The organism is Pseudomonas sp. XWY-1, from assembly GCF_002953115.1.
Classification (GTDB): Bacteria; Pseudomonadota; Gammaproteobacteria; order Pseudomonadales; family Pseudomonadaceae; genus Aquipseudomonas; species Aquipseudomonas alloputida.
Map to the genome: position 1 here is coordinate 203,403 of NZ_CP026333.1, position 18,294 is coordinate 221,696.

25 protein-coding genes and 1 pseudogene are annotated in these 18,294 nt (G+C 56.3%); 25 read left to right on the forward strand and 1 reads right to left on the reverse strand.

Annotated features, from left to right (window positions below):
• Nucleotides 1–352: 352 nt before the first annotated feature.
• The 25 genes and pseudogenes from ltrA to PRJ_RS30525 all read left to right on the forward strand — a co-directional run bounded on the left by ltrA (nt 353) and on the right by PRJ_RS30525 (nt 17,540).
• Complete coding sequence (gene ltrA / locus PRJ_RS28685) at nt 353–1,774, forward strand: group II intron reverse transcriptase/maturase (RefSeq protein ID WP_104963069.1); 1,422 nt, start codon at nt 353–355, stop codon at nt 1,772–1,774.
• Between the two features lie 255 nt (nt 1,775–2,029).
• Nucleotides 2,030–2,260 (forward strand): hypothetical protein, encoded by a 231-nt coding sequence (locus PRJ_RS28690; protein WP_104963070.1) that lies wholly within the window; start codon nt 2,030–2,032, stop codon nt 2,258–2,260.
• A 594-nt stretch (nt 2,261–2,854) separates the two neighbouring features.
• Entirely contained in the window at nt 2,855–3,730 is an 876-nt protein-coding gene (locus PRJ_RS28700) for a SprT-like domain-containing protein (protein WP_104963072.1), read from the forward strand.
• 10 nt (nt 3,731–3,740) lie between these two features.
• Nucleotides 3,741–4,286, forward strand: a complete 546-nt coding sequence (locus PRJ_RS28705) for a hypothetical protein (protein WP_177429931.1) — start codon at nt 3,741–3,743, stop codon at nt 4,284–4,286.
• A gap of 112 nt (nt 4,287–4,398) precedes the next feature.
• Nucleotides 4,399–4,905 carry a hypothetical protein gene (locus PRJ_RS28710; RefSeq protein ID WP_104963073.1) on the forward strand — a complete coding sequence of 169 codons (507 nt, stop codon included), beginning with the start codon at nt 4,399–4,401 and terminating at the stop codon, nt 4,903–4,905.
• A 248-nt stretch (nt 4,906–5,153) separates the two neighbouring features.
• A complete protein-coding gene (locus tag PRJ_RS28715) occupies nt 5,154–5,558 on the forward strand; it encodes a TraR/DksA family transcriptional regulator (RefSeq protein ID WP_104963074.1) in 405 nt (134 codons plus the stop codon).
• 50 nt (nt 5,559–5,608) lie between these two features.
• Nucleotides 5,609–5,758 (forward strand): annotated as a pseudogene (locus PRJ_RS30810) (Arc family DNA-binding protein); the annotation flags it as partial.
• A gap of 183 nt (nt 5,759–5,941) precedes the next feature.
• Nucleotides 5,942–6,730: a hypothetical protein gene (locus tag PRJ_RS28725; RefSeq protein ID WP_104963076.1), complete on the forward strand. Its 789-nt coding sequence runs from the start codon at nt 5,942–5,944 to the stop codon at nt 6,728–6,730.
• Between the two features lie 111 nt (nt 6,731–6,841).
• On the forward strand, nt 6,842–7,762 hold the full coding sequence (gene rdgC, locus PRJ_RS28730) for a recombination-associated protein RdgC (RefSeq protein WP_104963077.1): 921 nt from the start codon (nt 6,842–6,844) through the stop codon (nt 7,760–7,762).
• Nucleotides 7,763–7,929: 167 nt separating this feature from the next.
• Nucleotides 7,930–9,405: a DNA cytosine methyltransferase gene (locus tag PRJ_RS28735; protein ID WP_104963078.1), complete on the forward strand. Its 1,476-nt coding sequence runs from the start codon at nt 7,930–7,932 to the stop codon at nt 9,403–9,405.
• A gap of 151 nt (nt 9,406–9,556) precedes the next feature.
• Nucleotides 9,557–9,715 carry a hypothetical protein gene (locus PRJ_RS29975; RefSeq protein ID WP_158682598.1) on the forward strand — a complete coding sequence of 53 codons (159 nt, stop codon included), beginning with the start codon at nt 9,557–9,559 and terminating at the stop codon, nt 9,713–9,715.
• A 102-nt stretch (nt 9,716–9,817) separates the two neighbouring features.
• On the forward strand, nt 9,818–10,141 hold the full coding sequence (locus tag PRJ_RS28740) for a hypothetical protein (protein WP_041925835.1): 324 nt from the start codon (nt 9,818–9,820) through the stop codon (nt 10,139–10,141).
• A 158-nt stretch (nt 10,142–10,299) separates the two neighbouring features.
• Nucleotides 10,300–10,569, forward strand: a complete 270-nt coding sequence (locus PRJ_RS28745) for a hypothetical protein (RefSeq protein ID WP_023383712.1) — start codon at nt 10,300–10,302, stop codon at nt 10,567–10,569.
• Nucleotides 10,566–10,724, forward strand: a complete 159-nt coding sequence (locus PRJ_RS30145) for a hypothetical protein (protein ID WP_023383713.1) — start codon at nt 10,566–10,568, stop codon at nt 10,722–10,724. Before PRJ_RS28745 ends, PRJ_RS30145 begins: the two co-directional genes overlap by 4 nt.
• A gap of 228 nt (nt 10,725–10,952) precedes the next feature.
• Nucleotides 10,953–11,429: a hypothetical protein gene (locus PRJ_RS28750; protein ID WP_023383714.1), complete on the forward strand. Its 477-nt coding sequence runs from the start codon at nt 10,953–10,955 to the stop codon at nt 11,427–11,429.
• A 320-nt stretch (nt 11,430–11,749) separates the two neighbouring features.
• Nucleotides 11,750–11,998 (forward strand): hypothetical protein, encoded by a 249-nt coding sequence (locus PRJ_RS28755; RefSeq protein ID WP_023383715.1) that lies wholly within the window; start codon nt 11,750–11,752, stop codon nt 11,996–11,998.
• 148 nt (nt 11,999–12,146) lie between these two features.
• On the forward strand, nt 12,147–12,386 hold the full coding sequence (locus tag PRJ_RS28760) for a hypothetical protein (RefSeq protein WP_023383716.1): 240 nt from the start codon (nt 12,147–12,149) through the stop codon (nt 12,384–12,386).
• Nucleotides 12,387–12,394: 8 nt separating this feature from the next.
• Entirely contained in the window at nt 12,395–13,135 is a 741-nt protein-coding gene (locus PRJ_RS28765) for a hypothetical protein (RefSeq protein ID WP_023383717.1), read from the forward strand.
• Between the two features lie 2 nt (nt 13,136–13,137).
• Nucleotides 13,138–13,398, forward strand: a complete 261-nt coding sequence (locus PRJ_RS28770) for a hypothetical protein (RefSeq protein ID WP_023383718.1) — start codon at nt 13,138–13,140, stop codon at nt 13,396–13,398.
• Nucleotides 13,395–14,336 carry a signal peptidase I gene (lepB, locus tag PRJ_RS28775; protein WP_023383719.1) on the forward strand — a complete coding sequence of 314 codons (942 nt, stop codon included), beginning with the start codon at nt 13,395–13,397 and terminating at the stop codon, nt 14,334–14,336. The genes PRJ_RS28770 and lepB overlap by 4 nt, the downstream gene beginning before the upstream one ends.
• 115 nt (nt 14,337–14,451) lie before the next feature.
• On the forward strand, nt 14,452–14,982 hold the full coding sequence (locus PRJ_RS28780) for a hypothetical protein (protein ID WP_023383720.1): 531 nt from the start codon (nt 14,452–14,454) through the stop codon (nt 14,980–14,982).
• 141 nt (nt 14,983–15,123) lie between these two features.
• Nucleotides 15,124–15,369: a hypothetical protein gene (locus tag PRJ_RS28785; RefSeq protein WP_135002420.1), complete on the forward strand. Its 246-nt coding sequence runs from the start codon at nt 15,124–15,126 to the stop codon at nt 15,367–15,369.
• Nucleotides 15,370–15,990 (forward strand): hypothetical protein, encoded by a 621-nt coding sequence (locus tag PRJ_RS28790; protein WP_054895178.1) that lies wholly within the window; start codon nt 15,370–15,372, stop codon nt 15,988–15,990.
• A 105-nt stretch (nt 15,991–16,095) separates the two neighbouring features.
• A complete protein-coding gene (locus PRJ_RS28795) occupies nt 16,096–16,728 on the forward strand; it encodes a hypothetical protein (protein WP_023383723.1) in 633 nt (210 codons plus the stop codon).
• 203 nt (nt 16,729–16,931) lie between these two features.
• Nucleotides 16,932–17,540, forward strand: a complete 609-nt coding sequence (locus PRJ_RS30525; protein WP_256597972.1) for a hypothetical protein — start codon at nt 16,932–16,934, stop codon at nt 17,538–17,540.
• On the opposite strand, the gene istB is transcribed toward PRJ_RS30525, so the two are convergent.
• The gene (gene istB, locus PRJ_RS28805; protein WP_034000379.1) at nt 17,537–18,292 is read right to left on the reverse strand and encodes an IS21-like element ISPre4 family helper ATPase IstB; all 756 of its coding nucleotides are present in this window, start codon (nt 18,290–18,292) and stop codon (nt 17,537–17,539) included. The two genes, PRJ_RS30525 and istB, sit on opposite strands and share 4 nt — an antisense overlap.
• Nucleotides 18,293–18,294 lie beyond the last annotated feature (2 nt).

Consider the following 18,294-nt stretch of genomic DNA (forward strand, 5'->3'; position numbering starts at 1 on the left):
GAAAGTCCTCTACACACCCGGCAAGGGGAAGTGTTAGCCGGAGGCAAGGGTGTCGCGGGCGACTGCGAATCTGAAGGAAGCCCGAGGCAAAATGCTGGCCTGACGAACAGGAAGCGGATCAGGCGGCACAGCGGGGTTAGGCGGCAACAATCGCCAAAGCCCAATACTTGCACGGAACGCTGTGACGTAAATCCGACAGGCATAAGCAGGAAGGTCACGCGAATTACCCTGGGAGATCTGTACGTTTGCCATTGTGCTACCGCGCGTCGAAAGGCGACGGGATGAGCGTGCAGAAGTCAGCCGAAGCCGTAGTAAGTGGCGGATAACCGCGCCACCAAGGGCCGAACAGGTTATGCCGCTAGTAGGCGTCACTGTCTCGTTGGTAGCCGTAATGCAGAAATTTCCCACAGCGGAAACTGTCATCCCGAATCCCGGCCAGAAGCCGAGGGTGATGCCTGACAGTGCAAAGGTGCCGGCGGCGTCAGCGACGTGGACGAACTCGGAGCCGGACACGCTGATGGAGCGGGTGCTTGCACCGGCCAACCTCAGACGTGCGTATCAACGCGTGGTCAGCAACAAGGGAGCGCCGGGTGCCGATGGCATGACGGTCGCTGACTTGGCGGGCTACATGAAACAGTATTGGCCAACCCTCAAGGCCAGGCTACTGGCCGGTGAATACCATCCACAAGCAGTGCGAGCGGTTGAAATTCCCAAGCCGCAGGGCGGCACACGGCAACTGGGAATCCCCAGCGTCGTGGATCGCTTGATCCAGCAAGCCTTGCAGCAACAGCTCACGCTCATCTTCGACCCACTGTTCTCGGACTACAGTTATGGCTTCCGTCCGGGCAGAAGCACACATCAAGCTGTCGAGATGGCCCGTGCCCATGTGGCATCGGGACATCGGTGGTGCGTGGAAATCGATCTGGAAAAGTTCTTCGATCGAGTCAACCACGACATCCTCATGGCCTGTATCGAGTGCCGGGTCAAAGATAAGTGCGTACTTAGGCTTATCCGTCGCTACCTTGAAGCGGGAGTCATGTCAGGTGGTGTCGTTAGCCCACGGCAGGAAGGGACGCCGCAAGGCGGCCCGCTCTCGCCGCTGCTGTCGAATATCCTGCTCGATGAATTTGACCGCGAACTGGAGCGGCGGGGCCATCGCTTCGTGCGCTATGCCGATGACGCGAACATTTATGTGCGCAGTCCTCGGGCTGGCGAGCGAGTACTGGTCAGTGTCGAGCGCTTCCTGAACCAACGTTTGAAACTGACGGTGAATCAGAAGAAGAGTCGAGTCGCGAGAGCCTGGAAGTGTGACTACTTGGGCTATGGGATGAGCTGGCATCAGCAGCCAAGGCTGCGGGTGGCAACGATGAGCCTGGGTCGCCTGCGCGACCGGCTCGCAGAGCTGCTACGCGGTGCACGGGGTCGCAAGATGGCAAATACCATCGAGCGGATAAACCCTGTATTACGAGGCTGGGCGGGTTACTTCAAGCTCAGCCAGAGCAAACGGCCACTTGAGGAACTGGATGGCTGGCTCAGGCACAAACTCCGCTGTGCCATCTGGCGCCAATGGAAGCAGCCCTCTACGAGGGTGCGCAACCTGATGCGCCTGGGTCTAAGTGAAGAGCGTGCCTGCAAATCAGCCTCTAATGGTCGAGGCCCATGGTGGAACTCGGGAGCATCTCATATGAATCAGGCGCTGCCGAAGAAGCTATGGGATCGACTCGGACTGGTCTCGATACTGGATACGATCAACCGGCTTAGCCGCATAGCCTGAACCGCCGTGTACGGAACCGTACGCACGGTGGTGTGAGAGGACGGCGGGTGTGAACCCGCCTCCTACTCGATCCTCCTGACAGTCTGCGGACAGGTTGTTCCTAGTTGATTATTGTTGTCCTATAGTTTAAAAATGCTCTTTCCCACCGCGCCTGCGTGGAAGGGACGAGGTGGCGGGGGGCTGTTGACCAACCGATGCCTACAACATTTTCGAGGACTTAGCCTGCATACGGTCTGCCCACACAATTTTGGGTGCATGAATTTGGAAAACGAAGTTCGACTGAAACAGCCGTTGTTGACCCCGGCAGAGTTCAAGGCTGAGTACAAGGCCCGCGGCTGGAATGGCCGCATGCTCGCCATCCGCTGGGATAAGACGGCTGTGTGGATCAGCAAGGTGGTCAACGATCCAGACCGTGATCCGCACTGGGATGACGCTGTCCGCGGCTTGCCAAATATAGTGATCACCAAGAAGTCAAAGGCGAAGTAGGTGCGATCGGCACCGGGGATCCGCGCAGGTTTTGGCCGGCTGGCTCGTTATACTCCTGGCAAAATGAAAGTCGAATGAGGCGTATGTAATTGCGTTCCGCATCTCCCTGAGTCATGCAACGCAAGCCTCAGGAGATTGCAAATGGGAACACTCAACTCGACCCCTACTGGTCCGGAGATGCCTCTCAAATTGTGGGGAGGAGAACAAGGCCAGCGGCTGCGTCGCGCCCAGGCACGTCACGAGAGAATGGTAGCCAAGGCGCTCAACGGCAACGCATCTAGCCGCCGTCTCAAACAATTGGTCATGCGCTATGACCGGATACTTCTCGCCGCCGTAAAGCTCGTGCCTAGGTAGCAATGAAGAATCACGCCCATCAAGAAGCCTCAGCCCAGCTGAGGTTTTTTTTGCCTGCGGAAAGGCGATCGGCGAAGCTGGTGATCTGGCTTATCCATCTATTTGTGCGTTTACGATACTTAACGCGTACGTGTAAAATATGTGGTTTCTATCTAGGAGTCCTCCCTCAGCCATGCATACACCTTCCTCTGCTCGTAAAACCCAGCTGAGTATCCAGGTGCTGCCAGAGGCTGACGCCTGATGCTTCCCGTCGACGAACTGAAGGCGGTCAGGGCCCGTGTCACAGAGTGCCTGGGACTGGCGGCATCTCATCTTTCCCGTGACATTCCAGAGATACCGGTCCTGTTTAACCTAACTGGTAAATCCGGTGGCATGTTCAGGTACCGCAAAGACAAGGGGACTGGCCGGTGCTACGACCTGCAATTCCGGTTCAACCGCATTTTGGCGCGAGAGAATCTCTCAGAGTACCTCGATCAAATCTGTCCGCATGAGGTCGCCCACTATGTCACTCACCTGGTATGGGGGGCAGATGTCGATCCGCACGGGGCCGAATGGACCCAGATTATGGTTGATGTGTTCAAGGTCCAGGCCGACAGATGTCACCAGCTTGACACATCGAGATCAGTAAAGAGGGAGTTCCTGTACCAGTGCGGGTGTGAAGGTAGAACATTCCGGTTATCGACCAAAAGGCACAACCGCATGGTCAGGCAGACGGCCCTATACAACTGCAATGCTTGCGGTCAGCTCCTGGCTTTCATCCGAGAGGCTGATAAGGCTGCGGCCCAGGTCATCTCAAAGCTGTTCATTAGCACCTCGGGACCCGCGATCGACAGCGCTCAAGCTCACCGGATCGCCAAGCTCATCATTGATCACCAGGTGAACCAGGTCGTCATTGACTGCTTAATCACGGGTGAGCGCCACCGCCAGTTGATAAGCAAGAAATTGAATGTCCCGTTGGCCTCGGTGACCAGGCATCCGACCCCCGACACCCTGCCAGGCGGGGTGACTCACGCCATCGTCTTCGGTGATGGCCAAGACGAGCGTCAAGGGCGCGTAGCGAAGGCTTTCGAGCAGCGAGGGGTGAAGGTACGGATGGTGCGAGCAGGTGTTAGCTGAGGTGGCGGTTATGAAAGCGCCCATTACCACTGAAGCATTTTGTGTAGAGCCCACCATGCGTCATACCGAACCGACCCAGCAACACCCCGATGCCGCGGACACTTTCCGCCTGAAAGCATTCCGAGTCGTCACCGGCGAACTGTTCGCTGCAGCCAATGCGCAGCATGCGCTCGACATGGCCAAATCGCACCTCTCACAGCCCCAGCTCAGCCTGCGTGACGTCGTCGCGGCGAACCACTGGGATTGGGTGGTAGCGGATGAGAATGGCGTTGAGCTCGCCGGCGGCGCTTCGGCGCTACTCGCCCGGGCTACCGCACCGGGCTTGCTTGGTCGTTGCAGAACAGACCATTCCTACCAGACCGTGTTCGTCGAAGACCTGAGCGGACGAAGCTTGGAATGGGCCATGCGTGAAGCGAGCTTCAAGGCATTTGGTTTCATGATGAGCGCAGAGCCTGGTTGCCCAGTCGCCACTCAGAGGGACGCCGTACGGCGGTGGCTTGGGGATGTCGTGAGCGTCCCTGCAGATCTACTTATCCTGGACGTGCAGGCGGCGTGAGCCTTTTGCATGCCGGCACCATGCACCCAGCGGCAGGGGAGAGGCCTCACGTCATACATGTCCTTGTGGGCCATCCCCACCTACAAACTTAACGCACATGAGGTGCCGCACCATGACTAACCCAAACCAAGCAGTAGCAGTCTCCACTGAAGGCCGTGTACCAGCTGATTGGAAAGCTCCTGACTTCTATCAGCCATTGGACCTTCTGCGGGCCAAGCTGGCGTTCCAGTTCGGTGATTTCGCACATCTTGTGCTCGGTCAGTTCGAAAAAGCCAAGACAGCCTACCTGGGCCGCGATTTGTCGCAGGCTCAGTTCCCCCGCACTGGCGAGGAGGCGATGATCGAGCTTGAGGTTCGAGCTGAAACCCTGCAGTGGGTTGTTGAAATGGCCGGTCTGACAGGGAAGGCTGCCGACTACGCAGCCAACCGCTATCACGAGGACACCGCGTTCTTGCTGGTCTACTCGATGCCAAACGAAGATGGGCTCCAGACGTTCCGCTGTGGTGGTGGTAGCCCGGGCGCCGCTCTTGCTCAATTCGCGCAGCAGAATCCTGACCGAGTTCAGCTCGTGCAGGAGATCTACGTGGACAAACGAAGCCTTCAGCCAGAAGCGGCATAACGATTCACCCAAACCCCACCGCCTAGCGCTGGGGTTTTTTTACGTCTGGAGAAAACCCAGCCGTTCGGGCAGAAAATATTTTCTGCATGCATAACACGTATGTGTAATTTTACTGTTGTGCGTTTCGGATACTGTCCGTAATATCGGTGCGTGTGAAAATGACAGCATGGTGCCATCAACCTGCCGTATCGATCGTCGAGACGCTGGCGCCAGGCACATTGACCCAACCAATCACGAGGCCCAATCGGATGACCCCTCAGGAACTGTTGCAACAGCCCGACGACCAGTACATGAACCCTGAGCAAGTAGCGTTCTTCAAAAACCTGCTGGTGAGCGAGAGCGCTACCGCCACGGGGCGGATCGAGCAGCTGCGCATCGACCTGACGGGCTTGGAAAAAGCCCCTGATGAAGTCGACGCAGCACTGATCGAGCAAGAGCGCCAGTCCATCCTGGGCAGCATCGAACGCGAGAACCAAAGCCTGCGCGATATCAAACAGGCGCTGTCTGCCATTGCAGACGGTAGCTACGGCTGGTGCGAAGACACCGGCGAGCCGATCGGCCTCCGTCGCTTACTCTCCAATCCGCGCTCTCTCCTGACTGTCGAGGCCAAGGAGAGCCGCGAAAACAAATCCCGGCACCTTCGCGCAGCGTAATCACTTTTCACCTGAGACATCGCCAGCTCGCCATACTGAGGTTAATTCCCATGCCCAAGTCCCAGCCCCGCAATACATCCCGCACAGCAGATAAGTTCGTGGTGCGCCTGCCTGACGGCATGCGAGAGAAGATCGCTGACATCGCTAGAGACAATCACCGCAGCATGAACTCCGAAATCATCGCCCGCCTCGGATTGAGCATCGAGCAGGATGAGCATGGCGACCTGACGGTGCGCACGCTGGCGCAGGTAACTCGGCGTTGTGAGGAGCTGGAGCAAGAGCTGGCGCAGATCAAGGCAGCTCAGGGCAACGAAACACCGAAGGCAAGTCTGCAGCAGCTGCCGCGACTGTCGATCGCCAGCGCGCAGTGAAGGACGACCGCCATGGGGAACCTGCTTGATGTAGCTCCTGGCGCAACTGGCGCCGGCACTGCCGGCATTGCGGCGTTGCTCTTGAAGGCCGCCCAGCGCTATTTCTACTTGCGTGGCCCTGCCCTCCGAACCGGGAAAGCCAATACCCCAATGGTACGTATCGGCATCGACGCGCTGCTGAGCGGCGAATCGCTCGATGCTGAGGTCGACCGGGCCATGATCGAGGCGCATGCCGCGGGGCTCAGTGTTCCACCAGGAGCCAGCGGCCATGCCGGCAGCCATCAGTTCTCAGCGGCAGAAGCGGCGTTTTTGCGAAAGCTGCTCACAGCGCCACAACCAGCGCAGGCGGCCCAACTCTTGAAGTACGCAAGCGCGGTAGGGGTGCGTGATACCGCGAATCTCTTTGCCAACTACATCGCGTACATGAACTCTCCGATGCCCTGGCTGCAGCAAACGGCCATTGAAGGCCTACTCGCGACTTTCAGTAGCTCACCATCCAACCGTTTTGAAAATGCGCCTACTGAGCGCCAGCGGGCTACTGAGGGCAGTACGCGCCGCACCTGGTCACAGGCGGTACCCGAAAGTGCAGGCCATTTTTGGAACTGGAGTGGGAAGGAGGGCATCGATGCCTCCTTGTTGGTGGTCACCTGGTCGTCGGACTTAGGCAAGTTCTGCGTAGAAGGGGCACCTGGTACATCGCGACCGATCAGTTGTGAGGAGTGGGGAGGATGGTGGGCAGGGCTCGACCGGCCTAACCCAGCTCAAGAGATCAATTGCCTCCGCTACGCGGCTGCCGGCTGATCGACAGCTCACCTTTCCGGTAGATATCACTCAGCCACTTCAACCTCAATTACTCAAGACTGCGCTCATAAGGGCGCTGTCATCACCGACATCACCTAACAAGGCATGACCATGTGGTTTAAGAATCTGACCGTTTACCGTCTGACCCAAGATATTGAATTCGCCGCGGATACGCTCCAAGCCGCCCTGGCGTCGAAGCCGGCACGGCCGTGCGGTTCGCAAGAGCTGGTCACCTATGGCTTCATCGCGCCGCTGGGCAAGGGGGAAGATGCTCCGCTCGTTCACCAGAGCGGGAATTTCTTTCTGATCAGTGCTCGGAAGGAAGAGCGCATCCTGCCGGCAAGCGTGGTCAATGATGCTGTGAAGGAGAAGGTCGAGGAGATCGAGAGCGCCCAGCAGCGCAAGGTCTACAAGAAAGAGCGTGACCAGATCAAAGACGAAACGATCCAGGCCTTGCTGCCGAAAGCGTTTATTCGTCGGGGTGTGATCACAGCGGCCATCGCGCCCAAGCTCGGGCTGATCATCGTCAACAATGCGAGCGCCAAACGTGCAGAGGATCTGCTCTCCACGCTCCGTGAGGTAATGGGGTCCCTGCCGGTGCGCCCGGTGACTGTGAAGATCGCCCCGAGCGCAACCCTCACTGACTGGCTCAAAACCGGCCAGGCGAGCGAAGGGTTCTATGTCCTCGACGAATGTGAACTGCATGACACCCATGACGAGGGCGGATCGGTTCGCTGCAAGCGGCAGGATCTCACCAGCGACGAAATCAAAAATCACCTGGCCACTGGCAAGGTCGCGACCAAGCTGTCGCTGGCCTGGCAGGACAAATTGTCTTTCGTCCTGGACGACAAGCTTGTGATCAGGCGCGTGAAGTTCGAAGAGCTGCTTCAGGAGCAGGCTGCCCAGGATGGGGGAGAGGATGCCCTGGCTCAGGCTGACGCCACATTCGTGTTGATGATGATGACCTTCGCCGAATTCCTCCCAGCTCTTTACGAGGCGCTGGGTGGGGAGGAAGTGCCGGCGTCCATCTGAATCAAGCAAGACATCAAGCCTCCGCCGTGGCGGGGGCTTTTTTTTGCTCGAAAAAAGTATGGAGCCTTGTTCCGCATTCCAGGTGTGTACGGACAACCAGTTTGTCATTTCCCCGATCGGGCTCAGTCCCCGTCAGGGGAGCTGTGTCGACTACTTGGAGCAGCACAATGACCACCATCATCAACGCAACAATTGGCGAATCGAAAGGCGTTTCACGTGTCTTCATGGAGGGCCGTCACCTGCTGACAGCGGGTGTTCAGATTGGCAATAAATACTCGATTAAGTCTGACAAGGTTGCCCGACGTCTAGAGCTAATTGAGGTTCAATCCGGCTTCGCCGGAAAGTGCATCAGCGTATCAAAACGTGAGCGCAATGGGGTTGTTCATCCAGTAATCGACCTGCGTTCAGAGCAAATTCGTGAAGTCTTTGAAGATGATCATAAGGTCCGCGTTGCGATTCGTCGTGGCCGGATTGTGATCACTGCTTTGCAGATTCAAACCAAGATCCGCGAGCGCCTCAAGCGCATGAAAGAAAAGTTGGACCGTGGCCAGAAGCTCGCTGTATGTAGTCTTTTTCATGGCGGTGGGATCTTAGATGCCGCAGTGCACTCTGGCTTAATGCGGTCGGGTGTAGGCTCGTTCTTACAAGTCGGTGTTGAACTAGAAAGCGAGTATCTCGACTGCTCAATGCGGAATAACACTGAAATTTGGACAGAGGATTCAATTGCGATCAACTCTGATGTTCGGGATGTGTATCTAAGTGAAAATACGCCGCAATGTGAGGTTTTGCTTGGAGGGATTCCATGTATAGCAGCGTCAAAGAGCGGTAAGGTTAAAAATAAACTGACTTTTGCAGAGGAGCATGCTGACGCAGGCGCGCTTTTCGTGGACTATCTCAACTGGCTCCGTCATGTCAACCCTTGTATTGCGCTGATTGAAAATGTTGGGGAGTACGCAAATACAGCTTCCATGGCGGCTATCCGAAGTGTGTTTATCTACCTCGGATACAGAATTCATGAAGCAGTCCTTGATGGATGGGACTACGGGACGCTGGAGCACCGGAAACGCTTGGTCGTTGTGGCAATAACTCCCGGTCTTGGGGACTCTTTCTCGTTTGAAAATCTGAAGGTGAACAAGGTGAGAGAGACATGCATCAATGCAATAATTGATGACATTCCTCTCGACGACGAATCTTGGAAATCCTATGAATACTTGGCAACTAAGGAGAAAAGAGACAAGGCTGAAGGCAAGGGTTTCGCGAGGCAATTACTAACAGGAAATGAATCTGGTTGTGGCACGCTTGGGACGGGCTACAAGAAGGGCAGAAGTACCGAACCCTTCATATTGCATCCGGAAAATCCAGGTCTCAGCAGGCTCTTTACTAAAGCGGAACATGAAAGGCTCAAAGGGATTCCTGCAGGTTTAACCGACGGAGTTTCTGAGACAATTGGTCATGAGATTTGTGGTCAGAGTGTCTGCTTTCCTAAGTTTGTTTCGGTGGGCGAAGAAATAGGGCGAGCGCTCATGTCATCCCGCAATAACGTGGTTAACTTTCCGACGCGATCAGCTCAAGCCAGCATGGACGAGACGGTTTGCGCGGAACCAGAGAAATTCCAAACTGGATCACTGGCTTTACTGATCTGATTGGTGAGGTACCGCCGTAAACGCTACTCAAACCCGGTTCGCTTAGGCGAATCGGGTTTTTCTTTGCTCGATGAAATTGTTTCAGGCGCTTGATGCCGCCCACCTAATTTGCTATACATTAGTTACTAGTTTTCCCAGAGAGGGGGCAAACATGAAAGCTATGACTTTTACTTCTGAATTTCTGAGTGCTGCAAAACAGGCTCCACGCATCTATTTTGCGCCTCTAGTGGGTGCTTATAAAGCCATCAAGGCTGAAATGGCCAAGGCCGGCGGAGGCGACCGCTCAGCCAAGATCCCCCCCAAGCACTGACCTTCACAAAGAACCCGCCGATCGAGCGGGTTTTTTGTGCCTGTGGTTTACTGGTTTCTGTGAAGCATCCCCTTGGAGCAAGTTAACTTTCAGGGGGCCATCATGCTTCTCGCAATCAACGATCCTGCTGTTCAATCCGCTTTGATAAATGCATTTGCTGCTGTCACCAGTACCGTCCTGGCTGCGGCCTCGGCCGCTCTGATCGGAAAGAAATTTTCGGACCGAAAAAAACTGGAGCAGTCCTTGGAGCTGTGTCAGAAGGACGTCGAATTCTTACTCCAGGTGGAGGCAGAGCATGTCGAGCTCCACAAGGAGCGGGGTGACAAATCCAACAAGCTGAAGGTCCGTGAGAGAGTTAGGGATCTCGGCTTCTCGTTCTCAGGCAAATTCACACCAGGTCGGCTGCGGCAGGCCCGGCAGAGCTGATCGAGATGTGTCCACCCATCAACCCAGCCAGGCTATGCCTGGCTTTTTTGTGCCTGCCGATTACAGACCCGCGTTACGCATCTCCAGGGGCTAGGTCTACCGCAAGAAGGCCTATGGGATTTCTCAACGACCGCCCCAGGTCCTTTCAGGAGTAACAGATGTCCAAAACGCACAAAAAACCTTGGTGGAGCCCGATCGCTCACTTCGGAGCCCATGGCTTCGTCGGTACTATCATCTTCTTGATCATCATGGTGCCAGCAGTCTTGCTCAACCATTTGGTCCAATACTTGGCTAAGTTTGGGATAAGCGATTTCACCTTGCTAATTCTCGGGCTTCTCGAACATGCCATTGTGCTTGTAGATGCTGGTCTTTTCTTCGTCTTTATTTGCATTGGGGCAGCCCGGGCAATCAAGGAGTTTGCTGAATGAATCAATCATTTGGGTCTGAGTTCGCTAACGCTGCAAGGCAGGCACCACGAATCTTCTTCGCGCCATTGATGGGGGCTGTAGCTGCCATCAAAGATGAGTTCAGGCGCGTGAAGTACGGTGCAGACCAAAACAGCAAGCCGCTGCAATCCAAATAAACGCTCAGCAGAGCTACCTATAAAGTAACGCTAAATCCGACCCACCATCCTAGATGGTGGGTCTTTTTTTTGGTTCTGATTTTCGGTGCCGCCGTGTCCTCCCAGGCGCTGCTTGCGGGCAATGAGCGGCAAGAGGCTGGCAGATTTGCACCGACTCTATAGCCGTATGCGTACGCGTTATGTATTCTTGTACCTGGTAATTTCTTGGAACCGATAGGAGCGTTCAATTTGGCCAACACACTCGAATTCGAGGTCGGCGCCGGCTACGAGGTGGCCAACCCACCCAAGCTTGCTGTTGGTGACGATCAGCACCACCAGCTCTCTCGTTTTTTCACTGTGCTGGCCACCGACGAGCACGGGGTGTCGGTGTATGACGGGTGGTACGGTGAGGGTTTTTCGAGCTTGCATCTCCCGCATGATGTCCTTGCGCAGCTTGACGTGACGAGGCTGCCGTCCCGAGGTGAGGCCGGAGCTGCGGACTTGGCCAACGCTATCGCTACCTCAGCCGCCGCTGCCATCGAGCGCCGTGACCAGGTGAAGGAGCACGGTGCTGCTGAGCAAAGCGTGCACGCCTCGCAACGATTCTTCGTGCAGTTCTTCTCCGGCCAGATCAGGGGGCTCGCCTCCAAAGGGCTGATAAACCCAGACCTTGCAGTTCAGATGATCAGCCTGTCGACCGGGGTGGAGCTTACTGTCGGTGAATAGTCGAGGGCGATTCTTCTCTCTGCGCATCGCTATAGCTGCCGTTGCCACTGTCTGCGCTGTTGCTGCTGTCGGCCTGATCCTGTTCAAACCTTGGGCCCAGCGTGGCTTCGAGGTAGCAGCAGCTAAGCCGGTGGGGCGGTACTGCCTGATCAAGCCAGGTGAGCACCGGACCCATTGCGAGGGCGAGGATACCGGCCCCAGGGACCCAGTATTAGCAGCCATCAAAACCATGTCTCAACAAGGGGGGCGGCCGTGATGCCACCTCTCGCCAGTCAAATCGTACTACCTGTTCTGTATCCAACCCAACCTGAGGAACCGCTATGACAATCACTACCGACATGCTCGCTCGTATCGCCGTTGTGGTGCTGGCCGTAATCATTTCGATCGCTATCAACCGCCGCAAAGCTCTTTTCACTGTGAAAAACGCCTCTGGCCCTGAGCAGGTCCAGGCCATTCAGGGCTTTGCTGACCGTTCGCTGCGCGATGTCAATATCCTGATCTGGCTGTGCTCGGCCCTCTGCGCAGCCGCACTGGCCGTGTGTTTCTACTCGATCTTCATCCCGCTGTAAGCCTGTCCTGGTCGATGGCCAAGGCCTCGGTTCATATCTGTGAACTGAGGCCTTTTTTGTGGCGGCATCATGACATCGAATGGCTAGAAGTATTTTGATTCATCCAGTATTATGCGTACGTGTTATAAATCAAATCTAGGAGCTTGAGATGCAGCAAATCCAATTCTGGGCCATGCGGACGTTGAACATTGTTGGCCAAGTGCCGGCAGCCTTAGCACTCGCGGCTTTCGTGTTTGTGTGGGCAAAGATTGGCCACATCACCCCCACACTCGCTTTCGTGCTGATCGCGGTCCTGGTGATGGCAGTGCTCTTCGTACAGCTGATGAAAATGGCCGATCGTAAAAAAGCCAAAGCTGAGCAGGCTCGTGCTGGCGCCGGTCTGCGCTGAGCTGCACCATGTCTGCCAGCCTGACGCAAATCACTCGGTGCCGTCCGTATGTGCGAAGCCTGATCGATACCGGCTTCTACAGCGAGATTCCGATGCATCGCGGGGTGGTTGAGCGCGTGGAGCTCGCAGGTGGCTATACCGTGGAGCTGAGCCTTTCAGGGGATGTATTTGATGGCTCTGCGGTGTGTGAAGTGCGACTGGTTACAGCCTGGCTCCTATTGAAGTCAGAGGCTGTTCCGGTCGCTATCCTGGACGGGGTTTTGTTGTCCAGTGGAGAGGGGAAGCGATACTCCTTGGCTGATGCTTGCGATCTGGTCAGCGAGGCCGTCCAGGCGCTGGTTCACGAGCTGGTCAGGACCTGCCATCAGGACTTCGGCGCTGTGCTGGAAGCTGGCAGCGTCTTTGTTATAACCCGGCTGGAAGTTCGCGATAAATTCAGGTCGTCAGAGCTGAGTCAGTCTATCGTCGAAGTTTCATGTACCTGGCTTCGTTCGAAATGCCGGTTGGCGCTTCTTACCCTGCAGCCGTTTCCTCTCCAATACGAAAATACTGCACCCGTTCTAGGCAGCCGGCATTACGAGCCATACTGGCGAGCCCTTAGTGCGGACGTGGAAAAGCTCTCTTCATATTACAGCTATCACTTTGATTGTATCGCTGCGTCACTTGAGTCAACTCTGTTGATCAAGCCGCTGAGCGGATACAAATGCGCGCTAAGCCGGGCAGGGTGGTCGTTCATAGCCGCGGAGTAAACATGCTCGCTACACAGAAGCAGCCTAAAGGCGTGAAGTACAATATCCAACTCCTCATGAACGGATGGGTGGTTGCAGCGCTCTTGTGGACGGTTGGATCCTTAATTGAATTCCTCCTGGAGAAGTTCAAAGTCACCCCTGCCTACAGCTACGGCTTCTGGGTCAAGGTGGTTGGCTGGGCAGTGGGCGGTATCTTTTTTGCTCTGTTCATAAGCCGCTTGGCTATCTATCGTTACCATAAAAAGATGGGCAAATACTTATGAGCCTGTTTTTGATCGGAGTTGGCTTGACCGTAGCTGCTCCGGCGCTCTGTCGCAAAAAGTATCAGGCCCACGGGCCAGCCTGGATTTACTCCCTAGGGTGCGCCGCCGCGGTGCTCGGCCCCTACATTTTGCTTTGCACATTTTTGGACATGGCGACATTGCTCGCGACTGCAGCAGTCCTTGGCCTGCCGTTCTGGGTCTATGAACGGTATCGGGGAGCTAGGGGCCGGCATCACTACACGCAAGGCGTGGTGGCCTTTCTGGTGGAGTTGACGCCTGTTGCCGTTTTCCTGCTCCTATTCCGATCCTTTGTCGCCGAACCATACCTTGTTCCGTCGTCATCGATGCGCCCCACGCTTGGGGTGGGGAGTGTCGTTGTAGTCGATAAGTTCACCTACGGGATGAGATTGCCATTCGTTCCGAAGCCAATCACGCAAGGTCGACCCCCGAAATTTGGCGATGTTCTGGTTTTCCGATTCCCACTCGATCCGTCTAAGCCTTACATCAAGCGTGTGGTGGGAGTGCCAGGTGACCACATCACTTATCAAGGCGGTGTATTGGCCATTAATAATGTACCGGCGGTACATGTGGGCGAGAAGCCATATGCTTACGAAGATGAAGCTAGCGGGAAGCTCAAGCAGGTCGATTATGCGCTGGAGAATATTCACGACTTACAAATCGGCACGATCAAAGACCCTGGTATCAGTGACTTTGGTGTAAGTACTGATTTTCCTGCTATTCCCGGTTGTGAGAGAAATCTGTCAGGCTTGGCATGTACTGTTCCTGCCGATTCTTATTTCGTACTGGGTGACAATCGACCCAATAGCCTGGACAGCCGTTACTGGGGGTTTGTCACGGATAAGGAAATCATAGGTCGTGCCATTTTTGATCTTGATTTCACTAGCGGCAAATTGGATATAAGCCGAGTAACTCGCTGATTCGCAACCAAGGAGCGCCTGTCATGGACCGACGCAAGAATACAACGCCGTGTTTCTCATTACCTGCTTGTAAGGCAACGCAAGGCCTTGCACCCACCTTTCAGGAGAGAAACGCATGAACTTCCATAACACAGCAATCAAATACGCCCAACTCGCAGCAGCTGCAGTCGATTCCCGCGGTCACCTGCTGCACCAGGTGGGATCGTACCCTGCAGGAACGGTACGTGACGCTGAGCTCGCTGAGCTTGAGCAAGCGTATCGATCGACAGTCATCGCCGAGGTGGTGAGCTCCAGTGAACTGAAGGCCACGGCCCACGTCGTGTTGTCCCAGGACGACGAGGAGTCTGGTGCGGATGCAGAGGTGATCGGTATCTGCTTTGACTCCGCTTCGGCAGAAGGTCTTGCCGACGAGGCTGCATCCGAAATGGCTAAACGCATCAATCAGTTGCTGGCCAATGACATGGGCGCCGATTTCGAACCTGTTTCGGTCACGCAGACTGGCCAGGAGCGTATCGTCTCCAATTCCGATGTCGGTATTCTGGGTGCTATACGCATCAAGACTGCTTCGGTAAGCATCGAGGGCAACGGTTTCGGACTGCATACCGTTACCTCGCCAATCATCCCGCATGGGATGGCCAGTTTGTAAACCAGCTGTATGCCCGGGCCAAGTGCCCGGGTTTTTTTTGCGCTCGGAAGTATGGGTTCCATGGGGTCGCACGTGGCGTTGTGCTGATCTATGCTCATCCAGTATTATCAGTACACGTTACGTATCGATAGGGCTCTAGTCATGGATAGCCGTTCCTCACACTCTCTGATCATTCGCGTCGTGGTTGCTCTTGTCGTCGTAGTCATGGGCCTGCTGGCTACCATGGCTGTTGGCGCCGGCCTGGTGGAGATCTCCCCCAAGCTGATTTTCAAGGGAGTATTCCTTTGCCTTGTCGGTGGAGCGCTGCTCCTCATCATTCGCGCCTACGTGGCCGCTCCTGTGGAGCTGGATGACCAGGCTGCTGCAGATGCTAACGGAAGCAAATAGATGTTCGACCTTCATGAAGGGGGCAGCAGTCCCGAAGCGTCAGCCAATATGAGCTCTCGCAATCTCTTTTTCGAATCGGCGGATAGCGGTTTGAGCAATGTTGCCTGGGCCCAGCTGATGGACCAGTTCCGCGACGAGCAGGGCTGGGCGGATACCCGGCTTAGCAAAGAAATTGGCATCAGCATCTCCATGATCCGCCAATGCCGAGTGCACATGCGCCCCTTGCCGCCTCCAGCGCGCATACGCACGCTGGGCGCGATGGGTGTGGAGGTGACCTTGTCGACTCTGCTCGCAGCATTGCCAGAGCCAATTCGAGAGGCAGTGGAGGCGGCCAATCAACAGTCACAGGTGGTCCGCGAGACATTGGTGTATGGTTTCTTCGATCGCCTGGACGCCGGCGGATCACCAGACCTGGTCAGTGCCTTCTTCGATGGTTTGGCAGCGATCTCGGGGCTGAGTGACAGTGAGCAAGCGTCCCGTATCGGCCTGTCCCTGGAGGATTTCATTCAGATCCGCACAGGGCGTAGACCCATCCCGTTTCGTGTCAAGATGGCTATCTCTGGTGCCTACACGTCCAAGGAGCTTGGTCCCCTGATCCTATCGCTGCTGCCGGCGGCCTAGGAAAGGGGAATTTTCACAGCATTCGCTAACGCCAATATTATACATACGTGTTATGCTTCGGAAAGATTCTGGCGGTTGTCGCCGGTGCATTTTCTGGAGGTGTCTATGGCGGCTCACATTACTGCTCCAACCAAGTGCCTTTGTGGGCATGTTGATCTGTTCAGCTTTTCCTCTCCGGGGATGGGCGGGCGCCGGCAGGATCGCCTCTACGCCAATAGCACTCTCTGCGGGGATTGTAGCGCCCATATCCGCGACCTGGTGAAGCCCCAAGCAAAGGGCTTCTATCAGATCAGCTTGCCCCAGCTGGTGGGCCACACTCGTGCAGTTTCCTGGGCCAATTCGCTCCGCCTGGGCCATATACGCTCTCTCGGTCCGATCATGGCTCACCTGAAGGGCAGGACTGATCCAGTGGCGGTTGCGGCGCTGGCCGTCTTCGAGATGCTCTTCAAGATCACTGATGCTCAGTACTGGATCGGTGGCAAGGAGCACGCATTTGGCGCTGGCCACTGGGTGGTTTCGGAGATCGAGCATTTGATGCGCAAGCGTGACCTTTCCATGCACGAGAACTCCCGATCAGCCTATTGCTACTGGAAGGCAATCAATCCCGCAGTCATCCACCAAGCCCGGCAGGAAGCGTCTGCGCTTCTGTCATCGACTCCAGTGTCGACGGGTGAATCGCCGGCAGTCCAACCATTCCAAGCACAACCCCCAGCGGACAGCACTTCGGTGTTCCTCTGATCGGTGCCTCAGGTGAATTCGTGCAAGTAGAGAACTCAATAGCGCACCAAGACTCAGGAGCGTTTCCAGGGCCAGCTCCATCCGACACCCCTTGCTGCGCGGTAGTAAGGGGGGCGGTTCAATGCGCTGGATATGGCTTCCTGGCGAGCCAGGGGGCCATTATTGGCCATAACGAGATGACCCCTTGCCCTGCATGCAATACCGTGTTGTTTCTGGCCAACGCGAAGAACCAGGCCTCTGCGCCTGCAGGCGCAGCCGGCAGCGACATGGCAACAGAACAGATCTGGCTGGATGCGCTCCGGGTAGCTCATCGGGAGAACCCCGGTGGCGTGCACGCGGCCTTGGAAGAGGTCGGTGAGGTGCAAGTCCGGGTACTGGTGCCTGATCGATCGGCCGTTGTTGTTCGTATTTACAACGCCCCCTACCAGCTCAGTGAGACAGAGCTCGATGATGCGGCCGTCGACGCCATCGCGCTCAGCATGAAGGTGAAGATGGCCAGGAGCCGGGCGAAAGGCCGTGCTGGCTGGAATGAAGGCGATACATGCCCTGCTGATTTCCTATCGAGAGAACTGCGCGAGCACGTCGAGAAAGGAGACCCGCTCGATGTCGCTATCTACGCGATGATGTTGCACCTACGCGGGGAGGTCATCTCTCCAGCAGATTGCGCCACTCACGCATCAATGCGGATTCCACGACACTTGGACACTCAGCCCACGATCATTTGGACACTCGTTCCATGCTCACTTGGACACCTGATCCACGTCCACTTGGACAGGCAGTCGGAGCGCAGCGACGCAGGTTTGCATTGTTAGTCTGAAGTCTCTGTCGCCGTCAATTTCGTTGCGCGTCTGCGCATCGATTCGCCCTTCAGTTCGATCCGATAAGCGTTGTGCACCAGCCGGTCGAGGATCGCATCGCCCAAGGTCGGGTCGCCGATCAGCGCATGCCATTTGTCCACCGGCATCTGGCTGGTGACCAGCGTCGAGCGGTTGCCGTAGCGGTCGTCCAGCAGTTCAAGCATGTCGCGCCGCTGCGCAGCGGTAAACGGCGCCAAGCCCCAGTCGTCCAGGATCAGCAGGTCGGTCTTGGCATAGCCGGCCATGAGTTTGGCGAAACGGCCGTCGCCGTGAGCCAGGCCCAGCTCCTCCATCAAGCGCGGCAAGCGCAGGTAGCGCACGCTGTAACCGTCGCGGCAGGCCTTGTGAGCCAGCGCGCAGGCGAGCCAGGTTTTGCCTACGCCCGTTGGGCCGCCGATGATCAGGTTCAGGCCGTCGCGCAGCCATTGGCCGCTGCCCAGTTGCAGGATCAGGGACTTGTCCAGGCCGCGTGGGCTGCGGTAATCGATGTCTTCCAGGCAGGCGTTATGGCGCAGTCGTGCCAGTTTCAGGCGGCTGCTCAGACGCGTGTTTTCACGTTCGGTCAGCTCGCGGTCGACCATCAGGCCGAGGCGTTCGTCGAAGCTCAGATCATTGATATCGGGCGTGGCGTGTTGCTCGCTCAGCGCCTTGATCATGCCGTGCAGGCGCAGGGTTTGCAGCTTGTCGAGTGTCGGGTTGGGCAGCATTT